This window comes from Psychrobacter sp. CX90, assembly GCF_057396305.2.
On sequence record NZ_CM182008.1, the window covers coordinates 732,030 to 757,575 of the forward strand.

Annotated in this window: 22 protein-coding genes and 2 other RNA genes; 10 read left to right on the forward strand and 14 right to left on the reverse strand. The window is 37.5% G+C overall.

What is annotated here, in order from left to right; translation table 11 throughout:
- Positions 1-36: 36 nt before the first annotated feature.
- Positions 37-648 carry an anthranilate synthase component II gene (locus AC2SLN_RS02955; protein WP_486548660.1) on the reverse strand — a complete coding sequence of 204 codons (612 nt, stop codon included), beginning with the start codon at positions 646-648 and terminating at the stop codon, positions 37-39.
- Between the two features lie 643 nt (positions 649-1,291).
- Here AC2SLN_RS02955 and glnA point away from each other — a divergent pair.
- Positions 1,292-2,701 (forward strand): type I glutamate--ammonia ligase, encoded by a 1,410-nt coding sequence (gene glnA / locus AC2SLN_RS02960; RefSeq protein ID WP_486529976.1) that lies wholly within the window; start codon positions 1,292-1,294, stop codon positions 2,699-2,701.
- 284 nt (positions 2,702-2,985) lie between these two features.
- Entirely contained in the window at positions 2,986-3,651 is a 666-nt protein-coding gene (locus AC2SLN_RS02965) for a hypothetical protein (RefSeq protein ID WP_486548659.1), read from the forward strand.
- Positions 3,652-3,986: 335 nt separating this feature from the next.
- Here the strand turns inward: AC2SLN_RS02965 and AC2SLN_RS02970 are convergent, their stop codons facing one another.
- Positions 3,987-4,712, reverse strand: coding sequence for an SIMPL domain-containing protein (locus AC2SLN_RS02970; protein ID WP_486548658.1), 726 nt, complete (start codon positions 4,710-4,712; stop codon positions 3,987-3,989).
- Positions 4,713-5,011: 299 nt separating this feature from the next.
- Between AC2SLN_RS02970 and ffs the strand changes: the two genes are divergently transcribed.
- Both ffs and AC2SLN_RS02980 read left to right on the forward strand, forming a co-directional pair.
- Positions 5,012-5,108, forward strand: an RNA gene (gene ffs, locus AC2SLN_RS02975) — signal recognition particle sRNA small type.
- A gap of 474 nt (positions 5,109-5,582) precedes the next feature.
- A complete protein-coding gene (locus AC2SLN_RS02980; RefSeq protein WP_486548657.1) occupies positions 5,583-6,032 on the forward strand; it encodes a hypothetical protein in 450 nt (149 codons plus the stop codon).
- Between the two features lie 191 nt (positions 6,033-6,223).
- Here the strand turns inward: AC2SLN_RS02980 and ssrA are convergent.
- The 4 genes from ssrA to rpsF form a co-directional block, all read right to left on the reverse strand.
- Positions 6,224-6,582: a transfer-messenger RNA gene (gene ssrA, locus AC2SLN_RS02985) on the reverse strand.
- Between the two features lie 233 nt (positions 6,583-6,815).
- Positions 6,816-7,322 carry a 50S ribosomal protein L9 gene (gene rplI, locus AC2SLN_RS02990; RefSeq protein ID WP_486548656.1) on the reverse strand — a complete coding sequence of 169 codons (507 nt, stop codon included), beginning with the start codon at positions 7,320-7,322 and terminating at the stop codon, positions 6,816-6,818.
- Between the two features lie 19 nt (positions 7,323-7,341).
- Complete coding sequence (rpsR, locus tag AC2SLN_RS02995; protein ID WP_486529971.1) at positions 7,342-7,569, reverse strand: 30S ribosomal protein S18; 228 nt, start codon at positions 7,567-7,569, stop codon at positions 7,342-7,344.
- 26 nt (positions 7,570-7,595) lie between these two features.
- Positions 7,596-7,997: a 30S ribosomal protein S6 gene (gene rpsF / locus AC2SLN_RS03000; protein WP_486529970.1), complete on the reverse strand. Its 402-nt coding sequence runs from the start codon at positions 7,995-7,997 to the stop codon at positions 7,596-7,598.
- Positions 7,998-8,403: 406 nt separating this feature from the next.
- Here rpsF and AC2SLN_RS03005 point away from each other — a divergent pair, with 406 nt between their 5' ends.
- The 4 genes from AC2SLN_RS03005 (at position 8,404) to AC2SLN_RS03020 (ending at position 15,102) form a co-directional block, all read left to right on the forward strand.
- Complete coding sequence (locus tag AC2SLN_RS03005) at positions 8,404-9,102, forward strand: Rossmann-fold NAD(P)-binding domain-containing protein (RefSeq protein ID WP_486548655.1); 699 nt, start codon at positions 8,404-8,406, stop codon at positions 9,100-9,102.
- Between the two features lie 136 nt (positions 9,103-9,238).
- Entirely contained in the window at positions 9,239-9,754 is a 516-nt protein-coding gene (gene rraA / locus AC2SLN_RS03010) for a ribonuclease E activity regulator RraA (protein WP_486530173.1), read from the forward strand.
- 408 nt (positions 9,755-10,162) lie between these two features.
- Positions 10,163-13,921: a transcription-repair coupling factor gene (mfd, locus tag AC2SLN_RS03015; RefSeq protein WP_486548654.1), complete on the forward strand. Its 3,759-nt coding sequence runs from the start codon at positions 10,163-10,165 to the stop codon at positions 13,919-13,921.
- Between the two features lie 746 nt (positions 13,922-14,667).
- Positions 14,668-15,102: an HIT domain-containing protein gene (locus AC2SLN_RS03020; RefSeq protein WP_486548653.1), complete on the forward strand. Its 435-nt coding sequence runs from the start codon at positions 14,668-14,670 to the stop codon at positions 15,100-15,102.
- 162 nt (positions 15,103-15,264) lie between these two features.
- Here the strand turns inward: AC2SLN_RS03020 and fdx are convergent, their stop codons facing one another.
- The 8 genes from fdx to AC2SLN_RS03060 all read right to left on the reverse strand — a co-directional run bounded on the left by fdx (position 15,265) and on the right by AC2SLN_RS03060 (position 22,522).
- On the reverse strand, positions 15,265-15,603 hold the full coding sequence (gene fdx, locus AC2SLN_RS03025) for an ISC system 2Fe-2S type ferredoxin (RefSeq protein ID WP_486548652.1): 339 nt from the start codon (positions 15,601-15,603) through the stop codon (positions 15,265-15,267).
- 83 nt (positions 15,604-15,686) lie between these two features.
- A complete protein-coding gene (gene hscA / locus AC2SLN_RS03030; RefSeq protein ID WP_486548651.1) occupies positions 15,687-17,636 on the reverse strand; it encodes a Fe-S protein assembly chaperone HscA in 1,950 nt (649 codons plus the stop codon).
- 80 nt (positions 17,637-17,716) lie between these two features.
- Complete coding sequence (hscB, locus tag AC2SLN_RS03035) at positions 17,717-18,271, reverse strand: Fe-S protein assembly co-chaperone HscB (protein WP_486548650.1); 555 nt, start codon at positions 18,269-18,271, stop codon at positions 17,717-17,719.
- A gap of 423 nt (positions 18,272-18,694) precedes the next feature.
- Positions 18,695-19,015: an iron-sulfur cluster assembly protein IscA gene (iscA, locus tag AC2SLN_RS03040; RefSeq protein WP_486548649.1), complete on the reverse strand. Its 321-nt coding sequence runs from the start codon at positions 19,013-19,015 to the stop codon at positions 18,695-18,697.
- A gap of 208 nt (positions 19,016-19,223) precedes the next feature.
- Positions 19,224-19,616 (reverse strand): Fe-S cluster assembly scaffold IscU, encoded by a 393-nt coding sequence (gene iscU / locus AC2SLN_RS03045; RefSeq protein ID WP_486529962.1) that lies wholly within the window; start codon positions 19,614-19,616, stop codon positions 19,224-19,226.
- 135 nt (positions 19,617-19,751) lie between these two features.
- The gene (locus tag AC2SLN_RS03050; RefSeq protein WP_486548648.1) at positions 19,752-20,978 is read right to left on the reverse strand and encodes an IscS subfamily cysteine desulfurase; all 1,227 of its coding nucleotides are present in this window, start codon (positions 20,976-20,978) and stop codon (positions 19,752-19,754) included.
- A complete protein-coding gene (locus AC2SLN_RS03055; RefSeq protein WP_486529960.1) occupies positions 20,975-21,484 on the reverse strand; it encodes an Rrf2 family transcriptional regulator in 510 nt (169 codons plus the stop codon). The genes AC2SLN_RS03050 and AC2SLN_RS03055 overlap by 4 nt, the downstream gene beginning before the upstream one ends.
- A gap of 393 nt (positions 21,485-21,877) precedes the next feature.
- Positions 21,878-22,522 carry a hypothetical protein gene (locus AC2SLN_RS03060; RefSeq protein ID WP_486548647.1) on the reverse strand — a complete coding sequence of 215 codons (645 nt, stop codon included), beginning with the start codon at positions 22,520-22,522 and terminating at the stop codon, positions 21,878-21,880.
- Between the two features lie 702 nt (positions 22,523-23,224).
- On the opposite strand from AC2SLN_RS03060, the gene AC2SLN_RS03065 reads away from it, so the two are divergent.
- Both AC2SLN_RS03065 and AC2SLN_RS03070 read left to right on the forward strand, forming a co-directional pair.
- Positions 23,225-23,497 carry an HU family DNA-binding protein gene (locus tag AC2SLN_RS03065; RefSeq protein ID WP_486529958.1) on the forward strand — a complete coding sequence of 91 codons (273 nt, stop codon included), beginning with the start codon at positions 23,225-23,227 and terminating at the stop codon, positions 23,495-23,497.
- 138 nt (positions 23,498-23,635) lie between these two features.
- Positions 23,636-25,510, forward strand: a complete 1,875-nt coding sequence (locus AC2SLN_RS03070) for a SurA N-terminal domain-containing protein (RefSeq protein WP_486548646.1) — start codon at positions 23,636-23,638, stop codon at positions 25,508-25,510.
- The last annotated feature ends 36 nt before the right edge of the window (positions 25,511-25,546 follow it).

Genomic DNA, 25,546 nt, shown 5'->3' on the forward strand with positions numbered 1-25,546 from the left:
AGTTTAATAGTAGCCTGATAAATCACAAAATCTTGTTTATATCAAATTATTTACTATTAAAAAATTCTTAAATAGATGCAGTCCAGATTCACTTAAAATAGATTCAGGATGAAACTGCACACCCTCAATAGCAAACTCTTTATGGCGTATTGCCATTATCTCATCGACAACGGTATCATTTTTTTGGCTGTTTGAAGTTGCTAAGGGTGTCCAAGCGGTCACTTCAAGGGCGTCAGGCAAGGTTGCTTTGTCAATAATTAGTGAATGATAGCGCGTCACATTAGTGGGATTAGATAATCCTTTAAAAACACCAGCTTGATGATGATACACGCTTGATGTTCGTCCATGCATCACTCGCTGAGCCCTTACAATTCTTGCACCAAAAGCCTGAGCTATAGCTTGGTGTCCAAGACACACCCCGAACATGGGTAGTTTTCCAGTAAAATAACATATACAAGCTAACGTTAAGCCTGCCTCATCAGGAGTCCCCGGACCTGGGCCAAGCACAATACCTTGTGGCTGCATCTTTATAATATCATGAATATCGATAGCATCATTCCTGCATACAACAACCTCGACGCCTAATATTTCAAGATATTGAACTATGTTGTATGTAAAGCTGTCGTAATTATCTAATAGCAAAACCATACTGATGAGATACCAGATTCAATTTAAAAGGTAATATCTTATCATTTTTAATAGTTGTTACATATTATCTAAATATATTTTTCTGTCCTCTGATATAAACTTAATGGTTACCTTTATTGGAAAAATTAGTCGCAAATATAGGGTTATCTATGCCCATATTTAATGCAAATGCACTATAAGTGTGCAGATAGACCTTTTGACCATGCACTATTTTGGTTTTATATAAAAATGTTGCATTCGAATCTGTGCTTAAACTGCGTTTTTAACATCGCATACTTCATGATAAATCATATTTATCGATAAGATCTAATATGGCATATGAGTTGCATATATCAATTTCATAAAGGTGTATTACACTGTCAAAAGCCGACAATAAGGCATCGTGCCTGTGGACGTTATCAGTTGCCAATAGCGTGTTTTTAATTGCTACTATGATTTTTGTGCGCTGTAACCTATACTTAATAAGGTTTAAGATAATAGCAAATGATTAGGCTTTACACTAAGCCGTTATGAGTCAACCTCTTATACCCAAAAATCATGATGTGACATGACAATACTGGTAAGGAATCTTAAAGTAAATGAGGTTTAAAACAGTATAAAAATACAATCACTTTCAATGTGACATAACTAATGGAGATATAGAATGTCGAACAAATTATTTGATTTAATCAAAGAGTCTCAAGCCAAATGGGTGGACTTTCGTTTTACGGATACCCGTGGTAAAGAACAGCATATCAGTTATCCAGCTTCTACCATCGATGAAGACGTACTAGAAGATGGTAAAATGTTTGACGGTTCTTCAGTCGCAGGCTGGAAAGGTATTGAGGCCTCTGACATGATTTTGCGTCCTGATCCAGAAACGGCATTTGTCGATCCATTTTTTGATGCAACCACAGTGGTTGTAACTTGTGACATCATTGAACCAACCACGATGCAAGGATATGAGCGTGACCCCCGTTCAATTGCACGTCGTGCTGAAGAATACCTAAAATCAACGGGTATTGGTGATACTGCGTATTTTGGTCCAGAGCCAGAATTCTTCGTATTTGATGATGTAAAATGGTCTGTCGATATGTCTGGCGCCCGTCATCGTATCACTGCTGAGGAAGCAGCGTGGTCGACTGATAATGAATACGAGTGGGGCAATATGGCGCATCGTCCACGCGTAAAAGGTGGTTATTTCCCAGTGCCCCCAGTAGATAGCTCACAAGATTTACGTTCTGTCATGTGTCAGCGTTTAGAGGATATCATGGGCCCAGATCGTGTAGAAGTACATCATCACGAAGTGGCTTCCTGTCAGTCTGAAATTGGTGTGTCGTTTAACACTATGGTTCGTAAAGCGGATGAAGTGCAACAATTTAAATATGTTGTGCATAACGTAGCCCATCAGTTTGGTAAGACAGCAACCTTTATGCCTAAGCCAATCGTTGGCGACAATGGTTCTGGTATGCACGTTCACATGTCTATCTCTAAAGATGGCGTCAATACCTTTGCAGGTGATGAGTATGCTGGGCTATCAGAAACTGCTCTTTTCTTCATTGGCGGCATTATTAAACATGCACGCGCGCTAAATGCAATTGTTAACCCATCAACGAACAGTTATAAGCGTTTAGTACCTCATTATGAGGCGCCTATTATGCTTGCTTATTCAGCGCGTAACCGTTCAGCTTCTATTCGTATTCCATACGTAAACTCTCCAAAAGGCGTGCGTGTTGAAGCGCGCTTCCCTGATCCAACTGCTAACCCTTACTTAGCGTTTGCTGCACTACTAATGGCTGGCCTTGACGGTATTCAGAATAAAATGCACCCTGGCGATGCTGCTGATAAAAACTTATATGACTTGCCTCCAGAAGAGGAAGGCTCAATCCCAACAGTTGCTGAAAGCTTGGAGGTGGCATTACAAGCGCTTAAAGATGACCATGATTTCCTACTTAAAGGTGATGTATTCACTAAGAGTATGCTAGAAGGGTTTATTGAATTGAAAGAAGAAGAGGTGCGCCGTTTGAATACGACCGTACACCCTGTTGAATTCGATATGTATTACAGCTGCTAATCCTTTTGGATACTCAAGAGTATTTGTGACTTAAAAAACTCATTACATTTTGTTTATCACTAAAATCCAGTTACCGTTGTCGGCAGCTGGATTTTTTATTGAATTTATCTTGAGATATTCTATGGTTTATTAGAATATAGTAGAGATCGACATTAACGTCTAGAAAAGTAGTCTAAAAGTTTCCAAAGAAACCAAGTGCAGAACGTAGGTATTTGTTAAAATCGCTTACAGTGCTAATATGTGAGTTCTATATAACCCTTAAATACCTTTAAATGAGTAACTCAATGAAGTCAAACTTATTTTACCCAATTATTTTTTCTCTATCGATAGGGTTAACCAGCACTCAGGGGTTTGCAGATATATACAAAATAACTAAACCTGATGGTAGTGTGAAGTATACAGATAAGCTATTAACCAATGAGCGTGACATGGTTGACAAAAGTATTCAGAAAAATAAGGTTGAAAGAATTACCCTTCCTAAAGAAGTTGAGTTATCAAATCTAATGCAGGCTGCCAACTCAGCGATTGGTTTGCAAGATTTTCAATCTCATTATGAGCCTGACACAAGATTAGATAGCAATGACCATTTTATCGATGACATATTTGTTGAAAATGAGTCTAATAAACTAAAAGCAGCAAATTACAAGATAAAAATACTCACTCCCGAAAAAGTTAGAGCTTACCATAAACCAGTAGAGGCTATCGATGTTCAAGTTAATATAATCCCAGCATTGGTAGGTGGCGATAAGGTAATTATATTAGTTGATGGTAGGCAGGTAGGTTTAGGACAGACCACAAATATAGCCACGAGTGAGATTAACCCTGGCGGCCATATTCTAGAAGTCAATATAGTTTCAAATAATGGTAAGGTAATAAAGTCTGCAACAATGCCATTTTACGTTATTCAAAATAGAAATATCATGCGAAATAAACGTCATCAAGTACAATAAACGTTTGCAAGCGTTTGCAAACATAGAAATTTATGACGTATGCTCAGCAACCTTAGTATAGAAAAGCAATATTAATATTAACAGGCATTAACTAATTGCTTCCTTAAAACATAGAAAATATATAGAAAAATACTTAGCTAGCTCTGACTAGAGCGCCTCCCAATTGATGTCAATTTGTGGTTTTCTGCTCATATTGTATTTTCTGCTCATACTGTAAATCAGAATACACATTCGTACAGTATTTTAAGTTAATAAATAATGTTACCTAAAAGGTTTTGTCTCGTCCTAAAATAGATTGATGATATTTTAGGACGAGACAGCGATTAATTAATCACTTATTTAAAAGGTATTAATTCAATTGAGCCATTAGCAATCACGGTTACTTTGCTATTACCCCCAGCAAAATCCTGAGAAGGTATAGATTCACTTCGCATAGTGCTTGATGCCATGGCTGGGATAGGATTATATTGATAATCACCATTAGTATTTAATGCTACTTCTAATACTTGATACCCACTCGCATTCCAAGCTTTAGCCATCGATTTAGCTTGTTCTTGAAAGGCTTTAGAAGCCTTGATCATAAGCTCTTTTTCTATTTTATCTTGCTTAGCTTCTGATACGCCAAATTGAATATTTTGCACCACATATGCGGACTGTAAGTCTGATACTAAATTACTCGTAGCCGCAAAATCATTACTTTTAAGATGAACACTTACAGACCCATCCCAACCCGTTATTTTTCCATTTTTATCATATTTTGGATAGGTGTTCTGTGCACCAGTAGTGGCAATAACTGTTGGGTATTTTTTAGCAGTTTTAATTGCCAAATTTATAGCGGTGTTTAGCTCAGTAGCTAGGCGCTTAGGGGTTGTCGCTTGAGCTTTTTTATATAAAGTCGCCGTTACTTCGTCATTTTCAACTTCTTGACTCGCTTGAGCGTTAAAACTAATTTTATTGTAACCTGTAGATTCGGCCTGTGCGGCTTGAACGAAAGCCCCAACAAAAGTTGCAAGAGTTATTAAACCAACTTTAGGTAGTAATTTGCTGATAAGAATAGACATGACTCTCAATCCTTTTAAATAATGTTAATTAGAAGTTATTTCACTTTAGGCTATAAATAAGCGTATTCAAGGTTTCTTCATAGTATTGAGAGTAGCAAGCTTAGGGATAAATTTAAACCTAATTAGTGTGAAAATTTTTATCACACCGGTTTGGTTGTTAAATATGTATATTGAATAAGCTCTTATTTGTTTTAAATAACGAAATATAGTTTAGAACATACAGATATTAAAGCCATATCTTAAAATCTAAATTATATTGAAATTTTAATAGGCTTGTGTATAATACATGCTGGTGGCTCCATTGGTAGCCTCGCAATATTATTCTATGAACCCCGCCAGGACCGGAAGGTAGCAACGGTAGTAGAAATAATATGTGCCGAGGATGTGCTGATGGAGTCGCTTTTTTATGCCTGATAATCCATTTTAAAAAATATCTTTAGGGCAATTTAATAAGAGAAACCTGAGTTAATCAATACTATTAGGTCCTTTTGCTGTATGTATCACACGCACTGAATGTCATAAAGAGTGAGTCAAACAATGAAGACTAAATAATCCTAACTTATATTGAGTCGAGCGTTATTGATGACACACTTCTCAATAAGTAATGCTTATAATCAAAGTATTTAAAGTAACATCGGTAAATTATAATAAATAAAAATACAATTAGCGATAATGGTGCACCTTTACGAACCTCAGCTATATTTATATTGGCCTTTTTCAGAATTTAATGAAGTATATAGAGTTGGTATATCAAGATAAGCGACTGGTTTATTTCAAATTTTATCATTTTAAATCTATCAGCAAAAAAAATGTAAATTCTATTTATAATAATTAGCGATATCAAATGTTTAATAATAAAACAATCGACTTATGAAAAAAATAACTAAGAATCTTATGTGGCTATGCATAGTCGTACTTATCTTAGTAGCAAGCATACCTAGATTCTATAACGCTAAGCCTGGTAAGCATGTCAATAGCGCAGAGGTAAGCCAAGATCCAGTTGTTGAAGCTAAGACTAGTGCTTTAGATAAAGAGCTTTATCGCAGTTTAGATGTCACAGCTAACATCATAAAAGACAGAGAAGAAAGAGCTCGCTTCAATAAGTGTAAATTAGCAGTGAGAGAGGTGCTAAAAGAACCACTATCATTCGATTATGATGCTGGAACTACCTATCATAGCGTGGAACCCGATACAAAATACAATATTGTTTGTTTTAAATTTTATGCAAGAAATGGGTTCAATAGATATATTTATAGTAAAGCAATATGTTCATTCGATGAGAATGACAAGCTAGTTGATTTTGGTACATTTAATTTATAAAGAGTTGTTCATAGTAAGGTTTACAAGTTAATCCTAAGCTAGTAATGTCATCTATTGAAAACTCTAGAGATAATAGTCTCAATTATTAATAAACAAGAATCTTATTAAACCAACCTTTTAAATAAAAGATAATATTAAAAAAAAGACATTAAAAAGCTCGCCGTATTTATACGACGAGCTTTTTAAGTGTTTGGTGGAGATGGCGGGAGTTGAACCCGCGTCCGCCAGCATTACGCCTGTGGGTCTACATGCTTAGTTTCTGTCTATAGTTTTAACCCGCACCGAACCGACAGTCAGGTTGGATTAGGCGATCCTTTAGGTTTGAACTTAAGTAACTAAGGCAGTCACTTAAGCGAACCCATATGCGTGCGCTTCAACTCGACTGACCTACTATGGGTAAAAGGCAGTTGAGTAAGCAGGGGTTTAGGCTGCTAGAGCGTAACTTTCGTCGTTTGCAATTATAACAATATATGTGAGATTTACGAGAGGACATATACTCTCGGCATGCACCATCAGGTTTCATCACCAGCGTCGAAGCCAGAACATCCCCAATAGAACGAGGTATTATATATGCTTGTATAGCATAAATGCAAGTATGGAATTGCTTTAATTACAATGCATTACATTTTTAAGTTGGGCTGGAAATTATACATACAATAAAAAAGCCAGCCGAAGCTGACTTTATTATTTATTGTTAATAAGATGGTTTATGGATAACAGTCATTGCTCAATAATATTTTTACTTAAAAAATAGCATAATTAGCTAATATAAAGTAAGTATTATTACTCGGATTCAGATTCTGACGTTTCGTCTTCAGCTTGTGCAGCTTTCAGAAGATCACCATCTTCGGATAAAATAGTGACTAAAATGTTCGCAAATACATCGTGATGTAGTTGAATATCGACATTGTATTCACCAACTTGACGAAGCGTACCTTCAGGTAACTTAACTTCTGAACGATCAACTTCGATACCAGATTTGGTTAAGGCATCAGCGATATCACGAGTACCAATAGAACCAAACAGTTTGCCATCTTCACCCGACTTAGAGCGCATAATAACATTAACGTCTGTTAGTGCTTCAGCACGCTTTTGAGCAGCGGCTAATTCTTCAGCTTCAATCGCTTCCAGTTCGGCACGACGAGCTTCAAATTTTTCTAGGTTTGCAGGTGTTGCAGGTAAAGCTTTACCTTGAGGAATAAGGTAGTTACGGCCATAGCCTGATTTAACATCTACAGTTTCGCCAAGCTTACCAAGGTTGACGATACGCTGTAATAAAATAACTTGCATGAGTCACTCCTAGTTTGGCTTACTGATGGTTGTCAGTATAGGGAAGCAATGCCAAAAAGCGTGCTTGTTTAATAGCAGTTGCTAGTTGACGTTGGTATTTATTAGATGTGCCTGTGATACGGCTAGGAACAATCTTACCGTTATCACTGATGTACTGTTTTAATAATTCAACATCTTTATAATCGATGTGCGTGATACCTTCTGCGGTAAAACGACAAAATTTACGACGGCGAAAAAAACGTGCCATGGAAGTTCTCCTTAATTAAGCTTGTGTTAGTCGTTAGAATCATCTTCATCAATATCAGAGCTATCAGAGTCATCATCACTGCGTGGCGTTTTACGGGCACGCTTTTCATCAGCACTTTTGGCTAATTGTGAAGGCTCAGTAATTGCTTCGTCACGACGAACAACTAAATTACGGATAATGGCATCGTTATAACGGAATAACTCTTCTAGTTCAGATAGAGTTTCGCCATTACACTCGATGTTGAATAAAACATAATGAGCTTTGTGGATTTTGTTAATTGGGTAAGCCAATTGACGACGGCCCCAATCTTCAAGACGATGAACCATACCACCATTGTCTTGAACCAATTTGATATATCGCTCGACCATACCGACAACTTGGTCGCTTTGGTCAGGGTGTACGATAAGCACCACTTCGTAATGTCGCATTTAAGACTCCTTACGGATTAATAGCCATTGACCCCATGTCAATAGCAAGGAGATTTATAACAAATATATTATGTTGACAATATAAAGCCAGTTTAACTAACGCTTTCAAAACCGAACTATAAAACCCAATTTTAAGAAACAATATTATACTGACGAATTGCTATAAAGCGGCGTATTATAGCAATAACTATGTATTGTATCAAATGGTTTCAATATCTAATTATTGATTGAGCATTACCCGAAAAATGTTTAGAGTAGAAAGTTAATGCGATGTAAAGATTGATTATGAAAATAAGAAGTAAAATGATACAGCATTGTATAAAAAAGAGATGATTTGGAGTTTAGTTTCCAACTATTTTAAATAGCATCTCTTATAGGTAGTGCTAGATGACAGGTTGAGAGGTATATGAAACGGAAAGCCATTATAATTGGGGCAACTGGGTTAGTGGGCAAACAATTGGTTCGTCAACTAAGCTTGATATATGATAGTTTAATAATTATCGCTAGAAAGCCGCCAGAGCTCATGTGTGCAAAGATGCAATATTATCAGCTGGGAGATTTTAGTAATTTAAAAGAAGTGATGGGTAATATTTCTTTGGGGGAGGATACGGATGCGTTTACCTGCTTTGGTACAACAAAAAAGTTGGCTGGGAGTGAGGAAGCGTTTAGGCGTGTCGATTTTGATTACAATTTAGAGTTCGCAAAACAATGTCACGCAAAAGGTGTGGAGCGGTTTTTTTTGCTTTCAGCCCTAGGTGCAGATATTAATAGCCGTTTTTTTTATAGCAGAGTGAAAGCAGAGCTTGAAAGTGCCATTATTGAGCTGGGATTTGACGAGTTACTTATTTTTAGACCTTCATTGTTGCTCGGTAAACATAAAAGAAGACCAATAGAAGCAATAGCACAAAAAGCGCTTACAATTATATCCCCCATTGTGCCAAAATCACTAGGGGTAACCCCTATTTCTGCTAAGTCTGTTGCGGCAGCTATGGTTATGACAGCTCAAAATTTGTATGAACGGAATAAGTTCTTGGACGCAAAGCGCAGTACCCCTAATGTAACGATCATTGACAATAGACAACTGCTTGCGATGACACAGCTATAGTTTTAATCTAGAGGTAAGAGTAACTCAAATTGTTCGTTTCTTTATATGCCATTAAGCATTTTTGGCCAACTAATTTTTGGCCAACTAAGTAAAAGAGAAGATCTAAATCATTTAAAAGGGAATGACTATGACCGACATGACGAAAACTAACTTTGTTACCTGTGATTTATTAGATGCCAATCCTGAAAGCCAAGTCTGCTTGTCAAATATTGACGGCAAGGCATTTTATAGTTTTGGCGGTAAGGATAAATTTTGTGGTGAAGTTGTGACCGTTAAATGTTTTGAAGATAATAGCCGAGTGAAAGAGCTTCTGAATAGCAATGGTATAGATGCGAATGGCAAAGGCAAAGTACTGGTCGTTGACGGTGGTGGCTCCATGCGCTGTGCCTTATTAGGCGATATGATTGCCTTATCTGCCATTAAAAATGGATGGGCTGGTGTGGTGGTTTATGGCTGTGTGCGAGATGTTGATGATTTGGCACAAATGGACATAGGGGTTAGGGCTTTGGGATGTATTCCTCGTAAATCAACGCGCAGAGGAGAAGGGCAAACGGATATCGAAATTAGTTTTGGCGGCTTCACTCTACATTCTGGAATGTATATTTATGCAGATAATAACGGCATGATTGCAAGCGAAAAGCCTTTACTTTAATTATTTAAATCGTATGCGTTTCAAAGACCAGTTTTTCAAAGACCGGTATAGTTATGAATAGGCTATACTGACTCATGATTATTTGTTTTAAATAATGCTCAATTTATAGATGTATTTTAGCGATCAGAAGTCCTGATTTTGGATGTTCAACAGACACTAATACATCCTAAGAGTATAGCTAATCAATGTTTGGATTTACTAGTACTATTAAGCATTACTCGTATAATAGATTTTTGATAAGTTTAGGTTATAATTTGAATGCTTATAATTAATGCTATCACTTACCTATTTATTACCTGTTACTTACCTATTAATACCGAGAACCTAATAATAGTGTCCTAGCTTAAGTCTATTTTTGAAAAGCTGACGCTAAAATTTTTGACACCTAAAGGATTATCCCGCGTTTTTATGTCTATATTATCTGTCTCTTCGCTTAATGATATTTTTGATCCTATTAATCATAATTTGTTTCCCATTCCAGAGTCGCAGCGGCGCTGGTTATCGCAAGCTTATGGAGCAACGGGCAGTTTATGGTTAGCTAGCTTGGCTGACTGTCCTATAGCGGATGTTCAAAATCGGCTAAAGGTGGTGGTTACCAAAAATCAAAATCAGCTGAATCAAATTGAAACTGAGCTCGCATTTTGCGGGGTGGATGCCTATGTTTTTCCAGATTGGGAAACATTAACTTATGACGAGTTATCGCCGCATCAAGATATCGTTAGTGAAAGAATAAATTTGTTAACAGAGATGCCTAAAAGTGGCATCTTACTAATTAGTATCCATACCCTTATGCAACGGGTAGCGCCGCCAAGTTGGCTGATTGGTCAGCATTTTGATTTGAGTGTGGGAGATACTTTTGATATTGAGTCGCAAAGGACACAATTGGCTGCTGCGGGTTATCGTGCTGTTGATAATGTATTTGAACCTGGCGAATTTGCGATTCGAGGTAGTGTGATAGATATTTTTGCAATGGGTCAGCCGTTTCCTTTACGCTTAGATTTATTTGATGATGAAATTGAGTCCATTCGTTTTTTTAATCCACAAACCCAGCGTACGTTGTCTAGTCAAACTTTAGATGAACTGGTCAGCGGCAAATCAACAAATGATATTTCTATTGAGTCGCTATCTTTATTGCATAAGCTGCCTGATGTTTCAAAACCTATTACTGAGTTTCAAATCTTACCTGCTAAAGAGTTTCCGCTTGACGAAGGTAAAGAGACGTTCCGCACTAATTTCGCCTCCATGTTCCCGACGGCAAGCAGCCGTAAATTTGAGCTACATAAAGATGTTCTGGCAGGTATCGCCAGTAGTGGTATTGAATATTATCAACCGTTGTTTTTCGATATAGATGACTGGACTTCAACAGGTCATCTATTCTCGTATTTTCCACGAGACTCTCTTTTTATTATTGACGAAAGTATAACCGAGTCGCAAGCAGACTATTGGTCACAAATTCAAAGACGTTATGAAGAACGACGTCATGACATTGATAAACCCATTTTGGAACCGACACTTCTGTATTTGCCGAGCAATACGTTAAACGAAAAGCTTAATAGCTACCCCCGCGTTATATTAACGGGTCATAAACTTGATGATAGCATTGATGCTGGAGATAAATCGAGTAAAGCAGGCCGAATAGCACTGCCAACGCTACCGCCAACTGAGCTTACTGTGAGCCATCAGAAAGCTGAGCCACTAGCCGAATTGCTTAAATATGCCAATGGGAGTTGGCAAACAGACAAAGAGTTATATAACTTTAGCGATAAGGTAAGCAATAACAACCGGGCTATTTTAGTCGTTGCTGAGACAGCTGGTCGCCGTGAAATTATATTAGAACTATTTAAAAATAAGCTAAATGTACAAACTTTTGACAACTTAACACAATTTTTAAATAGTGAGCTATATCAGAATCCTAGACCGGTAAGCTCGACAGATAGCATAACAACTAAGCCAACTGTGGGCTTGACTGTTGCTCCAATTGAGCGGGGCTCGATAATTATCGGGCATTTCTCTATCGTCAGTGAAACCCAGCTATTTGGCCGGCAAGTGTTACAAACTCGGCGCCGCCGCCAAAGTGATGTATCTGAAGAGTTTTTGATTAAAAGTGTGACAGAGTTGACAGAAGGTAGTCCTGTCGTACATATAGATCAAGGTATAGGGCGGTATCATGGATTACTAACCCTTGATGTGGGTGAGGGAGAGCAGGAATTCATCCATCTTAAATATGCAGAAGGTGCAAGTATTTATGTACCGGTGGCCAATTTACAGCTGATTAGTCGATACAGTGGTGGCGACCCAGCGCTAGCGCCATTACATAAAATTGGCAGTGGTAAATGGGATAAAGCAAAGCAAAAAGCATTACTACAAATTCATGATGTGGCTGCCGAACTGTTAAACATTCAGGCACGCCGAGCTGCTAAAGAGGGTATCCATTTTAAAGTAGATGTTGCCCAGTATGAGCTGTTTGCCAGTCAATTTGCTTTTGAAGAAACGCCTGATCAGGCGAATGCTATTGACGCCGTTATTCATGATATGAAACAAAATAAACCTATGGATAGGCTCATTTGTGGTGATGTTGGCTTTGGTAAAACAGAAGTCGCTATGCGCGCTGCTTTTATAGCGGTAAATAGCGGTTATCAAGTAGCGGTATTGGTGCCAACGACCTTGCTAGCAGGGCAGCACGAAGACAACTTTCAAGATCGCTTTGCTGATTGGCCGATTCGTATTGAGTCACTCTCAAGGTTTGGTGGCAAAAAATATCAGCAAAAAGTCTTAGAGGATTTGCAAAATGGCAAGGTGGATATTGTCATTGGCACACATAAGCTGCTACAAAAAGATGTCAAATTTGCTAATTTAGGTCTGATGATTGTGGATGAAGAGCATCGCTTTGGAGTACGTCATAAAGAACGTATTAAGGCGATGCAGAGTGATATTGATAGTCTCTCGATGACGGCAACCCCAATTCCTCGTACGCTTAATATGGCGCTTACCGGCATGCGTGATATGTCTATCATTGCCACACCGCCAGCGCGGCGACTCGCTATTAAAACGTTTGTGATGCAAAAAACAGATCAAGTTATGAAAGAGGCGATTCTACGTGAGCTATTGCGTGGTGGACAAGTGTTCATTTTACATAATGATGTTGCCAGTATTGAGCGGATGGCTGAAAATATTCGAGATCTTGTTCCTGAAGCACGAGTAGGGGTGGCACATGGTCAGATGAATGAACGTGGACTTGAACAAGTGATGCGTCAGTTTTATCACAAAAGTTTTAACGTGTTGGTATGTACCACCATTATTGAAACCGGTATTGACATTCCTAATGCCAATACCATCATTATTGAGCGTGCTGATAAATTCGGTCTGGCCCAATTGCATCAATTGCGTGGACGAGTTGGGCGCAGTCATCACCAAGCTTATTGTTATTTGTTAGTGCCTTCTGTTAAAGGATTAAAAGGCGATGCTAAAAAGCGTCTGACCGCTATCGAGCGTGCTAACACGTTGGGTGCAGGTTTCATGCTAGCTAGTGAAGATTTAGAGATTCGCGGGGCAGGGGAGATATTAGGTAAGCAACAGAGCGGTAATATGCAGTCCATTGGCTTTAGTCTGTATATGGACATGCTGGATAGGGCCACAAAGGCCATAAAGCTTGGTAAAGAGCCTGATTTGAATTCGCCTTTGTCACTAACTAGTGAAATTAACCTGCATTGCTCGGCTTTGATACCAGAGGATTACGTAAACGATGTGCCGCAACGTTTATTGTTCTACAAACGTATTAGTAATGCTGATGATAAAGAGGTTCTTATAGACATTCGCACCGAAATGATTGATCGTTTTGGTAGTCTGCCAGATCAAACTAAACAACTATTTGCCATCCACCAGCTGAGATTACAAGCAGACCTTTTGGCTATTCATAAAATAGATGCTACCTCAAGTAGTGTGACACTCGAATTTGCACCAGATACTCCAGTCGATGCCATAGCAATCATACAACTTATACAGTCCGATGGTAATCGATATCGTATGAATGGTGCCTCCGGTATTCGCTATACCAATCCTGAAAAGTTGGATAACCCACAAAAGCGGGTGGTGGCAGTGCGAGAGCTATTAAACCATTTTGCTAAGCATGTAAAAAAAGATGCAAATGCAGGGAATAAAATAGGCTAGTCTGATTAACTAGCATATGACTGTTTTACCATAATCTGAATACGGACATAACTAAATATAGTCTAGTTGGCTTGGCTTTCAGGTTGCAGTTAATTTAGACTACAGTAGCTTTAAATAGGCCTTGGATAGGCGATATGAGCCGTAATCAAATTGTCACTGCGAGTTCACTAATTTGTCATATGGTGTCTGTATTCTTGTAAACACCAAATAAAAGGGAATGAAGGAAAACGAAGTAAACAACAGTAGTTAGAAAAGACTAGACAGGAAAAGTACAATGAAAAATCGACTTTTAAATATTTCTTTAGCAGTGGAACTTGAAGATTTACAACTACCAGACTGGTTTGATGATGAAGTAGATGATGCAATGGAAATGTAAAATCTTTAATTTAATTATTGCGATAATTATAATAAAAAGATGCAAATTCAAACTAAGTTAAGATTTTTTAGGAGAATCAAATAATAATAATAACAATAAAAATAACAATAAAAATTAGATAATTATAATAATAACTTGCTCCTTTGACTGATACAGTGTTTCATGAATTTTTTAGACAGCCTTGAGAAATCAAGGCTTTTTTTTATGGGTAAGATAAGCTATTTTAAATAGTTAGCTATTTAGTATTACCTTCATATTCGTTTGCATAACTAAGTATAAATAACTAAACATTGCTAAGCATCTATAATATAAATGCAATACCTGATAAAATGACGGTTTGCTGAATGATTAAAAAAATAAGAGAGCCAATATGTTTCAACTTCATCCAAAACTTGCAAAAGACTCTTTTTTAGTGGGTGACTTTCCTTTATCAACTTGCCGTCTCATTAACGACTGTCAGTTTCCCTGGTTGATTTTAGTGCCTAGAGTTGCTGGTGTACAAGAAATTTATGAGTTATCTGCAGCAGATCAGGCACAATTTTTACGTGAGTCTAGTTGGCTTTCTAGCCAGATGGCAAAGACTTTTAATGCTGATAAAATGAATGTGGCTGCATTGGGTAACCAAGTACCTCAGTTACATTTCCATCATATTGTTCGTTATAGCAATGACTTAGCTTGGCCTAATCCTGTTTGGGGTACACCAGCAGTGCCGTATACTGAGGAGGTATATCTTGCTATGCAACAAACCTTGATGATGGCATTGCGTGGTCACAACCAAATGCCATTTGATTGGCAAATGCAGTAAAATAGAAATTGACTAATGAACATTAAATCATAAGATATCCATGTTTAATTGCTTTATTGCTGATGTTCAAGTGTTTGATAATTTAAGTGGTTTATGAATAAAAGAAAGCACCCAGTTGGGTGCTTTTTTAAATGCTTAGGTAATGTGTGATAGTAGATGGGTTTAATGATTTTCTTTAGCATGATTAAGCGTGTATTTTGGAATTTCCACCACTAAATCCGTATCATCAACTTGCACCTGACAGGATAAGCGTGAATCAGGTTCTAACCCCCATGCTCTATCTAATAAGTCTGCTTCAATATCATCCATTTCTTCGAGGCTATTGAACCCTTTACGAACAATGACGTGGCAAGTGGTACACGCCTTCGACATCTCACAGGCGTGCTCAATTTTAAAGCCTTTGTTTAATAAGCCCTTACAAAGGTTGTCGCCACTTTCAAGCTCAACCTCTGCACCTTCTGGGCAAATTTCGTGATGAGGGAGTAATGTGATCTTTGGCATACAATTTTCCAGTTTTATTGCAAATTAATTTAACAAGCTACCCGTATAATGCTTAGGAGAGTTATAGATGGCTTATAATAAGTCTATTTAGACCAATCCTCGGTACGAGTACCTGCTAGCGACTGCTTGACACTTTGATTCATAATGCGAGCTGCAAAATCATCACTTAGTGGTTTTAGCATGGCTTGCTTCGATTCAATTTCTGATTTGACTTGTTGTAAGTCCGAAGCGTTAGAAGACTCAACTTTATCCAACGACTCTTGCAGTTGCCCCATAGCGTATTCAAGTTTTTGTAGATTATCATGGGAAATCAAGTCTTTAAACTCTACTAAAGCAGAGTGTAAGGCTAATATTTCACGTTCGGCCTCTACTTTTGTTTCGATTAAACTTCGCGCTTGCTTATCGTGTTCTGCATTTTCAAAGCCTGCCCGTAATAGTTGTTCTTGTTGCTCATCACTTAAACCATAAGAGGGAGTGATTTTAATGTCACTTTTTACCCCGGTAGTTGTTTCTAGAGCACTTACAGAAAGCTGACCATTCGCATCAATATCAAAAGTAACCTCAATACGGGCAAGTCCAGCTTTCATAGGCGGAATACCGTAAAGCTCAAATTGACCTAATGAACGGCAATTTTCAACGGTATCTCGTTCACCTTGAACAACATGAATTACCATTCCCGTCTGCCCATCTTGATAAGTGGTAAAGGTTTGGCGCTTTGCAACCGGGATGGGTGTATTACGTGGAATAAGTACCTCTACCAAACCACCCATCGTCTCTAATCCTAAAGATAAAGGCGTCACATCCAATAGTAAGACATTATCAGTTTTGTCTTTTTTAATAAGTTGTTCAGCGACTTGAGCTGCTCCTAAAGCAACGACTTCATCAGGATTGAGATGGGCTAAAGGCTGCTTATTGAAATACTGTTTTACAGCATCTTGAATGACGGGCATACGAGTAGAACCACCCACCATGATAATCTCGTTGAGATCAGATATAGCCACATTGGCATCACGCATTACTTGTTCACATGCTGACAAAGTGCGTTTAATAATAGGGTTAATAATTTTAGTTAATGTTTCGTTATTAAGCTGACCTTTGAAGCTCTTATCCGAGATATCTATTGAAATATCCACGCTATTGTCAAGGCTAAGTGCTTGTTTGAAGGTTTCTGCTTGGCGAGCGATTTGCGTTTTTTGTTGGGCGGTAACGTCTTTGGGTGTAAGATGGACTTGTTTTAATAACCATCCCATAATAAGCCGATCAATATCATCGCCGCCCAATGCACTATTACCACCTGTTGCTAAAACCTCAAATACACCCTCATTCATTCTCAAAAGTGAGACATCAAAAGTCCCACCGCCTAAATCATAAATGAGGTATAACTGTTCTTTGGTTGATACAATATTGTTCGATTTGTTTTCAGTCTGTTTATCTAATCCATAAGCCACGGCAGCAGCGGTAGGCTCATTAAGTAAGCGTAATACATTAAGACCTGCTAATTGTGCGGCATCTTTTGTAGCTTGACGTTGTGCTTCATCAAAATAAGCAGGTACGGTTATAACGGCACCCTTAATACTGTCATCTGGCAAAGCGGCAATAGCGCGCTGCTTTAGAGTAAGTAAAATATCAGCAGACACTTGGACTGGAGAAGTGTCTCCACGGGCGGTTACGAACGAGGGCATCGCATCTTGGCTGGTTGTGCTAGTTTTTAAATCATATGGGTGTGAAAATTTAATATCCTGTATGCTTCTCCCCATAAAACGCTTTGCTGAAATAATCGTATTGACCGGGTCTGATTCAAAAAATGATAAGGCTCGTTTACCAACAATGGGTGTTGAGCTTGATTTATTACCGTAATAGACTACAGAGGGTAATAAAGTGTCGCCGCTCTCATCAGCTTCAATCAAAGCAGGTCTCCCTGAACGAACAACTGCAACCATAGAACGTGTTGTACCTAAGTCTATACCTAAAGCATACGTATGCTCATGGGGTTTTGTGCTTTGGTTTGGTTCTGCAATTTGTAATAGGGACATGACACACTCAATGTAAGAAAGATTTAAATGGTTTTATTTAATTATACAATCTACAACACAGAAAAGTACGGAATGTTTGCTTATAAATATATGTCGTCGTCATTGTCAGATTGCTGATGTAAATCATCGATGGCGATATCCATATCTTTTTTAAGTTTAACGAGAAACCTTAGTTTCTGTGTGGCATCGATAGCTACGGGCCAATCCTTGTTTTGATAAGCAGCTTCAAAACGTGTTGATTGTTTATGTAACCGTTCATCAAGATTAACTTGCAGTGATTTAATGGCAGACAAATTAGAGGAATGGGCTGCGTCATCTAAGTTTATGCGCATATCCATAGCATCATCCAGAAAGCCTAAATCAGAAATTGAAGCATTCATATCCATCTCTTGACCAGAAAGCTCTAATAAATAATTGGCACGACTATCAGGATTAACGAGAATATTGTAAGCATGGTTAATAAGAGCAGAGTTTTTCTGCGAGTTTGGCGGTAGAGACTCATCTGACTTATCAGGATGAAACTGCCTTTGTAATTGTCTTAAACGAGTATTTAATTTTACAGAATCAATCTTAAAACTGATAGGTTGATCAAACAAAGCAAAAAAGTTAGCAAAGGTAGGTTCAGTGTTAGTCATAGTCAAGGGGTGCTGTTAGGTGGTTTAATGCATTATCATAATATGAAATATTAGTGAATAACTAATAGATAATAAATAACTGATATTAAGTAACTGATATTAAGTAACTGATATTAAATAACTATGGGTCAATTACAGAATGAATTAATGATACTACATCATTACAGTTCTATACGTTAGATTGCTTATAAGCTCGTTTACTACGGCGATTCACTTGAAATATTGAAGCTATATTAAGTCTAAACAGCTATTTATTCAATGAAAATAGGTTCGATTCAATAAGCTTGGCAAGTTAGCTTATATTAAGATTGTTATTGTAAAACCAAAACTGACGAGGCTTAGTCGTCAGATTAGATTTTTTATAAATTGAATAATACAAATATTAAGCGGTAGAGTGGCAACTAAGTTATGAGTTTATAAAAGTTAAACAGTAAATGATTCACCGCAGCCACATTCGCCTTTTTGGTTCGGATTCGTAAATTTGAAGCCTTCATTCAATCCTTCGCTGACATAATCCATTAGTAAGCCATCAAGATACACCATACTCTTTGGGTCCACAAAAATATTGACACCATTACTTTCAAATCTTTTATCACTCTCATCAGGCTCGTCGACAAATTCTAATACATAGGCAAGCCCTGAGCACCCTGCCGTACGGATGCCAACTCGAATTCCTTCACCGTGACCACGGTTGCTAAGATAATCTGTAACGTGTTTTGCAGCACGTTCGGTCAATTCAATCATCAAGACTTTCCTATTATTAATATATCAGTTATTTATACTAATTTACTAAATGTTTTAGACTTAGTAATTTAAATGTGAACCTTGAAAATTCCATTAAAGACTACGTAATGAGACGTTAGCAAAGCTTAAACAACTCTGATACTTATTGGAAATAATATCTTTCTAACAAGTAATATCTTTCTAAATAGTATCTTTCAACCAGCTTTAATTAAGCAGTCGTCGATTCAGATTTAATACGGTAGTCATTAATCGCCGCTTTAATAGCATCTTCAGCCAGTACAGAGCAATGTACTTTGACTGGAGGAAGTGCCAGCTCTTCTGCAATATGTTTATTTTTAATCTCAGAAGCTTGATCCAAAGTTTTACCTTTTAACCATTCCGTTACCAGTGAGCTTGATGCAATAGCAGAGCCACAGCCATAGGTTTTAAATCTGGCATCTTCAATGATACCATCATCCCCAACCTGAATTTGTAAACGCATAACGTCACCGCATGCTGGAGCACCGACCATGCCCGTACCAACATTGGCAGCATCTTTATCAAGATTGCCAACATTTCGTGGGTTTTCATAGTGGTCAATTACTTTATTACTATAAGCCATTTTTATTCTCCTGGGTTCTAGCCTAGATATGTAAGTTACTTATTTAAATCATGATTGATTATGATAATGGTACTATGAATAAACCTATTAAGAGTTACCTTCATTCATGACGCATCTGTGTTCGTTCGGCTTAGTTTAGTGTTCCGCCCACTCAACTGAATTTAAATCTACACCATCTTTATACATGTCCCAAAGTGGGGACAAATCTCTTAATTTATCAACGGCTTCATGGATTTGTACTAAGATAGTATCAATGTCTTCTTCTGTCGTATAGCGTCCAAAGCTGAAGCGAATGGAGCTATGCGCAAGTTCATCTGGACGTCCAATAGCACGTAACACGTAAGAGGGTTCAAGGGTTGCTGATGTACATGCAGACCCTGAAGATACCGCCATGTCTTTAAGTGACATCATTAGCGATTCACCTTCAACAAAGTTAAAGCTAATATTAACAATGTTAGGAATACTGTTTTCAGCACTGCCATTTAGATAAATTTCTTCAATATCCTGAATACCATCCCAAAGTTTTTGACGCAGTTTTTTAGCGTGCTCATGATCTTGTTGTAAACGCTCGGCTGCAATAGCAAAAGCCTCTCCCATACCAACTATTTGATGGGTTGCAAGCGTTCCAGAACGCATACCACGTTCATGACCACCACCATGTTGTTCAGCCCGTAATCGGATACGTGGCTTACGGCGTACAAATAACGCACCAATACCTTTAGGACCATATATTTTATGGGCGGAAAAACTCATTAAATCTACTTTAAGTTCTTCTAAGTTAATATCAACCTTACCAGCGGCTTGAGCACCATCAACATGAAAAACAACCCCCGCTTCACGAGTGATTTCGCCAATCGCTTTAATATCTGTCAGGGTGCCAAGCTCATTATTGACCATCATTAACGATACTAAGATAGTATCTTCACGCAATGCCTCTTTAACTTGATCGGGCTTGATAAGACCAGTACTAGGCTCTGGCTCGAGATAAGTAATTTCAAACCCTTCTTGCTCTAATTGACGACAAGGATCGAGTACTGCTTTATGTTCAATTTTACTGGTTATGATATGTTTACCACGACTCTCGTAGAAATGCGCAGCTCCTTTTATAGCAAGGTTATCAGATTCAGTAGCGCCAGAAGTAAACACAATCTCACGAGGATCAGCTCGAACTAAATCAGCAATTTGCTGACGTGCAATTTCGACAGCTTCTTCTGCTTGCCAACCATAACCATGTGAACGAGAAGCTGGGTTACCAAACATACCGTCAAATGTCATGTACTCAGACATCTTCTTAGCTACCTGAGGGTCGACAGGGGTGGTTGAAGCATAGTCTAGATAAATAGGGCGATCTTGATTGCTCATGCTGGGTGAACCTCACTGGCTGAGAAAATTATTTTTGAATTAAGTCTATCGGATACTGTTTCAGATAATAATTGTTGACGATGTGATACATCTGGAACATTTTCCATCTGTAATAATTGGGCTAAAGATATATTTTGCAAGTACTGCTCAATATGTTTTGACAAAGCACACCATAAATCATGCGTTAGGCACATTGCTCCGCCTTGACAGTTTCCTTTGCCTTCACATTGCATAGAGTTCACGGATTCATCTACCGCAGAGATAATGGCCATGACATTAATATCAGTTAATGGCTTAGCTAAATGATAGCCTCCTGAGGCTCCGCGCGTACTTGTTACCAATCCTGCTTTTCTAAGCTTTGAGAATAATTGCTCGAGATAAGAGATCGAAATGGATTGCCGTTTAGCAATATCCGATAATGAGACAGCTTCAGAGGAATTACCGTCTTGAATTGCTAAGTCAAGTAGGGCTGTAACAGCATATCTTCCTCTAGTCGTTAAACGCATAATCTATCTCCACTGATATTGCTATAAGTTTGTATGTAACCTATTATAGTTAATCCCGAGTAAAATAGTCAAGATTAATTATTGTATTATTAGTTATGTTTTGTTTTAGGTTAGTAAAAGAAGGTGAGAGTAGTTTTGAAGGGTTTTAATGTATTATTCTGCATCCAATAGCTGGATTATTTTTAATAAAGCAGGTTTTATTTACGAGAGTTTATTTATGAGAGTAGCCTTACAGTAGGTCTTATTTACTGTAAGTGGGCTTACACCAACACAAACAAAAATGAATGTATAATAGTTATTAACTGATGAGATAAGTGATATAGAAAAAAGTGATATAGAAAACGGTCATACTCATATATGTTATTTATAAACGAACGTCAAACATGACTAACGTTACATAAACAACCACCCTATAAGGGATACTACGGCAACGATGGAAGCTACTACTAAAGCTATTAGAGTGGTTTTTAATTTGCTTTGTTCTTCTTTTATGCTAACTTCAAGCTCACGGTTGCGTACAGATAATGTAGTAATCTGTAATTGTTGTTCTTGTACTTTAGCTTTATAGTCAGCCTCCTTTCTTTGTTCGACGTTTGGCTCTTTACCTTTACTATTTTTATTACCTTTGACAGTTTCAATAACGCCTTTCAAGAGACTAGCAAAGCCTAGTTGAGTTAGAAACTGACGTAATTGAGTAACTGTTTCGGTATTACCGCGCATAGTTAGCTTGTGAACTTGCTTAGTATCGTTGCTAAATAGTGAGCTTATTAGCTGATGACTAAAAGCATTAATAACCACATCCGCTTCAGCGGTTTCTTTAGAAATAGTGCTATCTAACAAGATGCCTCGAGCCGTAAATGTCGCATAAAACTGCACATGCGGTAGGTAACTTCTTATAGACACAACTGTATTTTTTTTTGCTAATGGATACATAGCTTGGCGAAGTTTTGGATCAACTCTCAAAACTATTGTAATTGCTGACTCTGCAAGTACAAGAGCTACATTCAGTAGAGAGTTAGAGATGGAATGTTGACTCATATTGAACCTATTGTAGATTTAAGACTCTAGTTAAAAGCTAAGATAATTAACGATAATGATAATATAGTGCTAAAATGATGTATGTAATTTACATCGCATTATTATTGAATATCAATATTATAAATTATTATAAATTTTTGATGATGGGAATAATATCATATTGAAAGGTCGCACCATAGCTCATTTAAACGATGACTAATGTCAGCTTGTTGATTTAATAATCTTGATCGCATTATGTGCGGAGTCTTTTTTAATATATAACGTAAAAAATTCATGTTTTCAACTTTGATAACTGCAATTCATTTATATGCCCTAAGTTTTTTTAAATTTTTTCCATAATTAAATTATCTATTATTAAAGTTGCTATCGTTTGTGACCAAAGTGTCACAAGTGTTACTTACTAAAAATTTAATAGCTGATATGATAAAGCCTTAACTTTCTTAAAATAGCGTAAATTTTCTTGAAATAGACCGTTAAATAGCTTAAAAAGTACTAATTTGAGAAATATTGTGTAAAATTACTTGCACAAAGCTGTGCCCCTTGCTATAACTGCATTTACCGCTTAATGTATTAGAAATTACTCTATTTGAAAAGTTTACGTTTTGTCATCATTACGTCATTTTTTTGGGTTAAGTTGTTGCTTATTTTTTTGTTAAGCTATAAAATTTACGTTGAATTACATTCATTTTGAAGGAATACCTTATGAACAAATCAGAATTGGTTGATAGCATCGCTGAAAAAAGTGGTCTTAATAAAACCCAAGCGTCAGAGGCATTGAATGCCATGATGGAAAGTGTAGGCGAAGCTTTAGAAAATAATGAATCAATTTCGTTGGTTGGTTTTGGTACTTTTAGCGTTAAAGATCGCAAAGCCCGCACCGGTCGTAATCCTAAAACTGGTGAAGAACTACAAATTCCAGCAAGCCGTGTACCTCATTTTAAAGCAGGCAAAGGTCTTAAAGATCGTTTAAACTAAGCAAATAATTTTTGCTTACTTAAATACGTTTAAATGTAAATAATAACGCACCTAGGGGTGCGTTTTTTTTGTGTGCTAGACTATTTTCACGTATGATATTGCGATACTTTAATTTTAACTTATTAATTGATGATTGCTATGGATTCCATTCGAGATTTTTTAAAAAGCTGGCCAGGTAGAATTCTTCTTATAATTTGTTTGTCGCCTTTAGTCATACTTGGGCTTGAAAGCTATTTTAGTGGCGGATCAAGCGCAAATGATGTGGCCAAAGTGGGTGATCAAGTCATTACACGCACTGAGTATCAAGAAGCTATCAATAATAAACGAAGTGAGCTTGCAGCTTCAGGTATTGACGCAAGCTATATCAATAATGCTCAGCTGAATGAAGAGGTTTTAAAAGGCTTGATTAACAGAGCATTATTACGTCAGCATTCAGAAAAACTGGGCATGCATTTATCGGATGAGATAATCAACGATATGCTGATACAAGATCCGCAGTTTTTAGATGAAAATGGCCAATTTTCTAATGAGCGATTTGCCTATGCTTTAAAGCAAGCAGGTATTACCAAAGATCAATTATTCGAGGACTATAGACAACAGCTGAATGTAAGACAATTGTTTTCAGGTATTGTCCAAACTGCCATTTATCCAAACTCACAGGTCGATAATTTTTTAGCTTTACATCTAAAAACCCGATCCGTTTGGGTACATCGATTGCCATGGAAAAATTTCGAGAAACAGGTTTCAGTTGACAACAATGAGATTGAAGCTTACTACAAAGAACATGCTAATGAACAAAATAGTTTGAAAATGGTTGATTTATCATATGTGGTTTTAGATCCCGCGAAAACAGCTTTAGAGCCAGTTACGGAAGAGGATATTCAAGCTCAATATAATCTTTTTAAAACATCTTATGGCGATCAGTATACTCAACAATTAAGTCAAATATTGTTAACGGGAGAAAATGCGACCAGTACAATTGAAAAAATACAAAAACGTATAAAGAATGGTGAGAAGTTCTCTGTGCTTGCTAAAGAGTTCTCTGAAGATCCTATTAGCCGAAAAAAGGGCGGAGATATTGGTACATTTAACCCTGAGGCATTTGGAGAAGATGGCGAAAAAGTTGCTTTGGCAATAAAAGACCTAAAAAAAGGGGAAGTCTCTGGTCCTGTAAAAACTAGCTTTGGCTACCAGATTTTTCAAGTTACTAATATTGAAGGTAATGACATACCCTCGCTAGATAGTATGCGGGAAGAATTAGTCACTCGGGCTGAAACTCAAAAAAGAGAATCGTTCATAGCCGATAAGATTACTCGAATTAACGAGATGGCAACAGACGGTGTTAGCATCGAAGATATTGCACAGCAAGAAGGGTTGCAGGTAAAAACACTAAAAGACTATACTGAGCTTAGCAATACGACCGTACTGAATCAACCTGCAATAATTGAGGCAGCTTTTGATGAGTTCGCATTACATGACGAGTCAGTAAGCACCAGCATTTCAGTAAATAATCAGATAATATGGGTACAGCCTACTAATTATCGTCCCATTAAACCATTAACACTTGAACAAGCTGCTGCAGATATCAAACAGATTTTAGTGAAGGAGAAGGCTACAGAGTTAGCTCTAGCTAAAGCTAAAGATATTGCATTAAAAGTGAATAATGGCGGCTTAGATGCGGTCGATATTAGCTTTGAATCTTTAGGAGAAGTCAGTCGCCAAACCCCTCAACTAACCTCTGTTGAGAAAGCAGTTGTATTTAGTCAAAATACCACACCAGATAAATTACTTGCTACCTCGCAGGCCACTGATATGGGCGCAACTGTATTAGTAATGGATGTTATTAATCAAAAAACAGCGGACCAAGTCTCTGCGGCTGAGCGTATGATGGTAGCTGGTAATGAGAAGCAAAGTCGTGGACTTGAGGAGTTTTCTGATTATTTGGATTACTTAGAAACGGCGACTAAGGTGGTTAAAAATGAAAGTGTTATTAATGAGATTGCAGGAATATAAAACATAATAGGTCTGAATATCTGTGAACGTTTATGC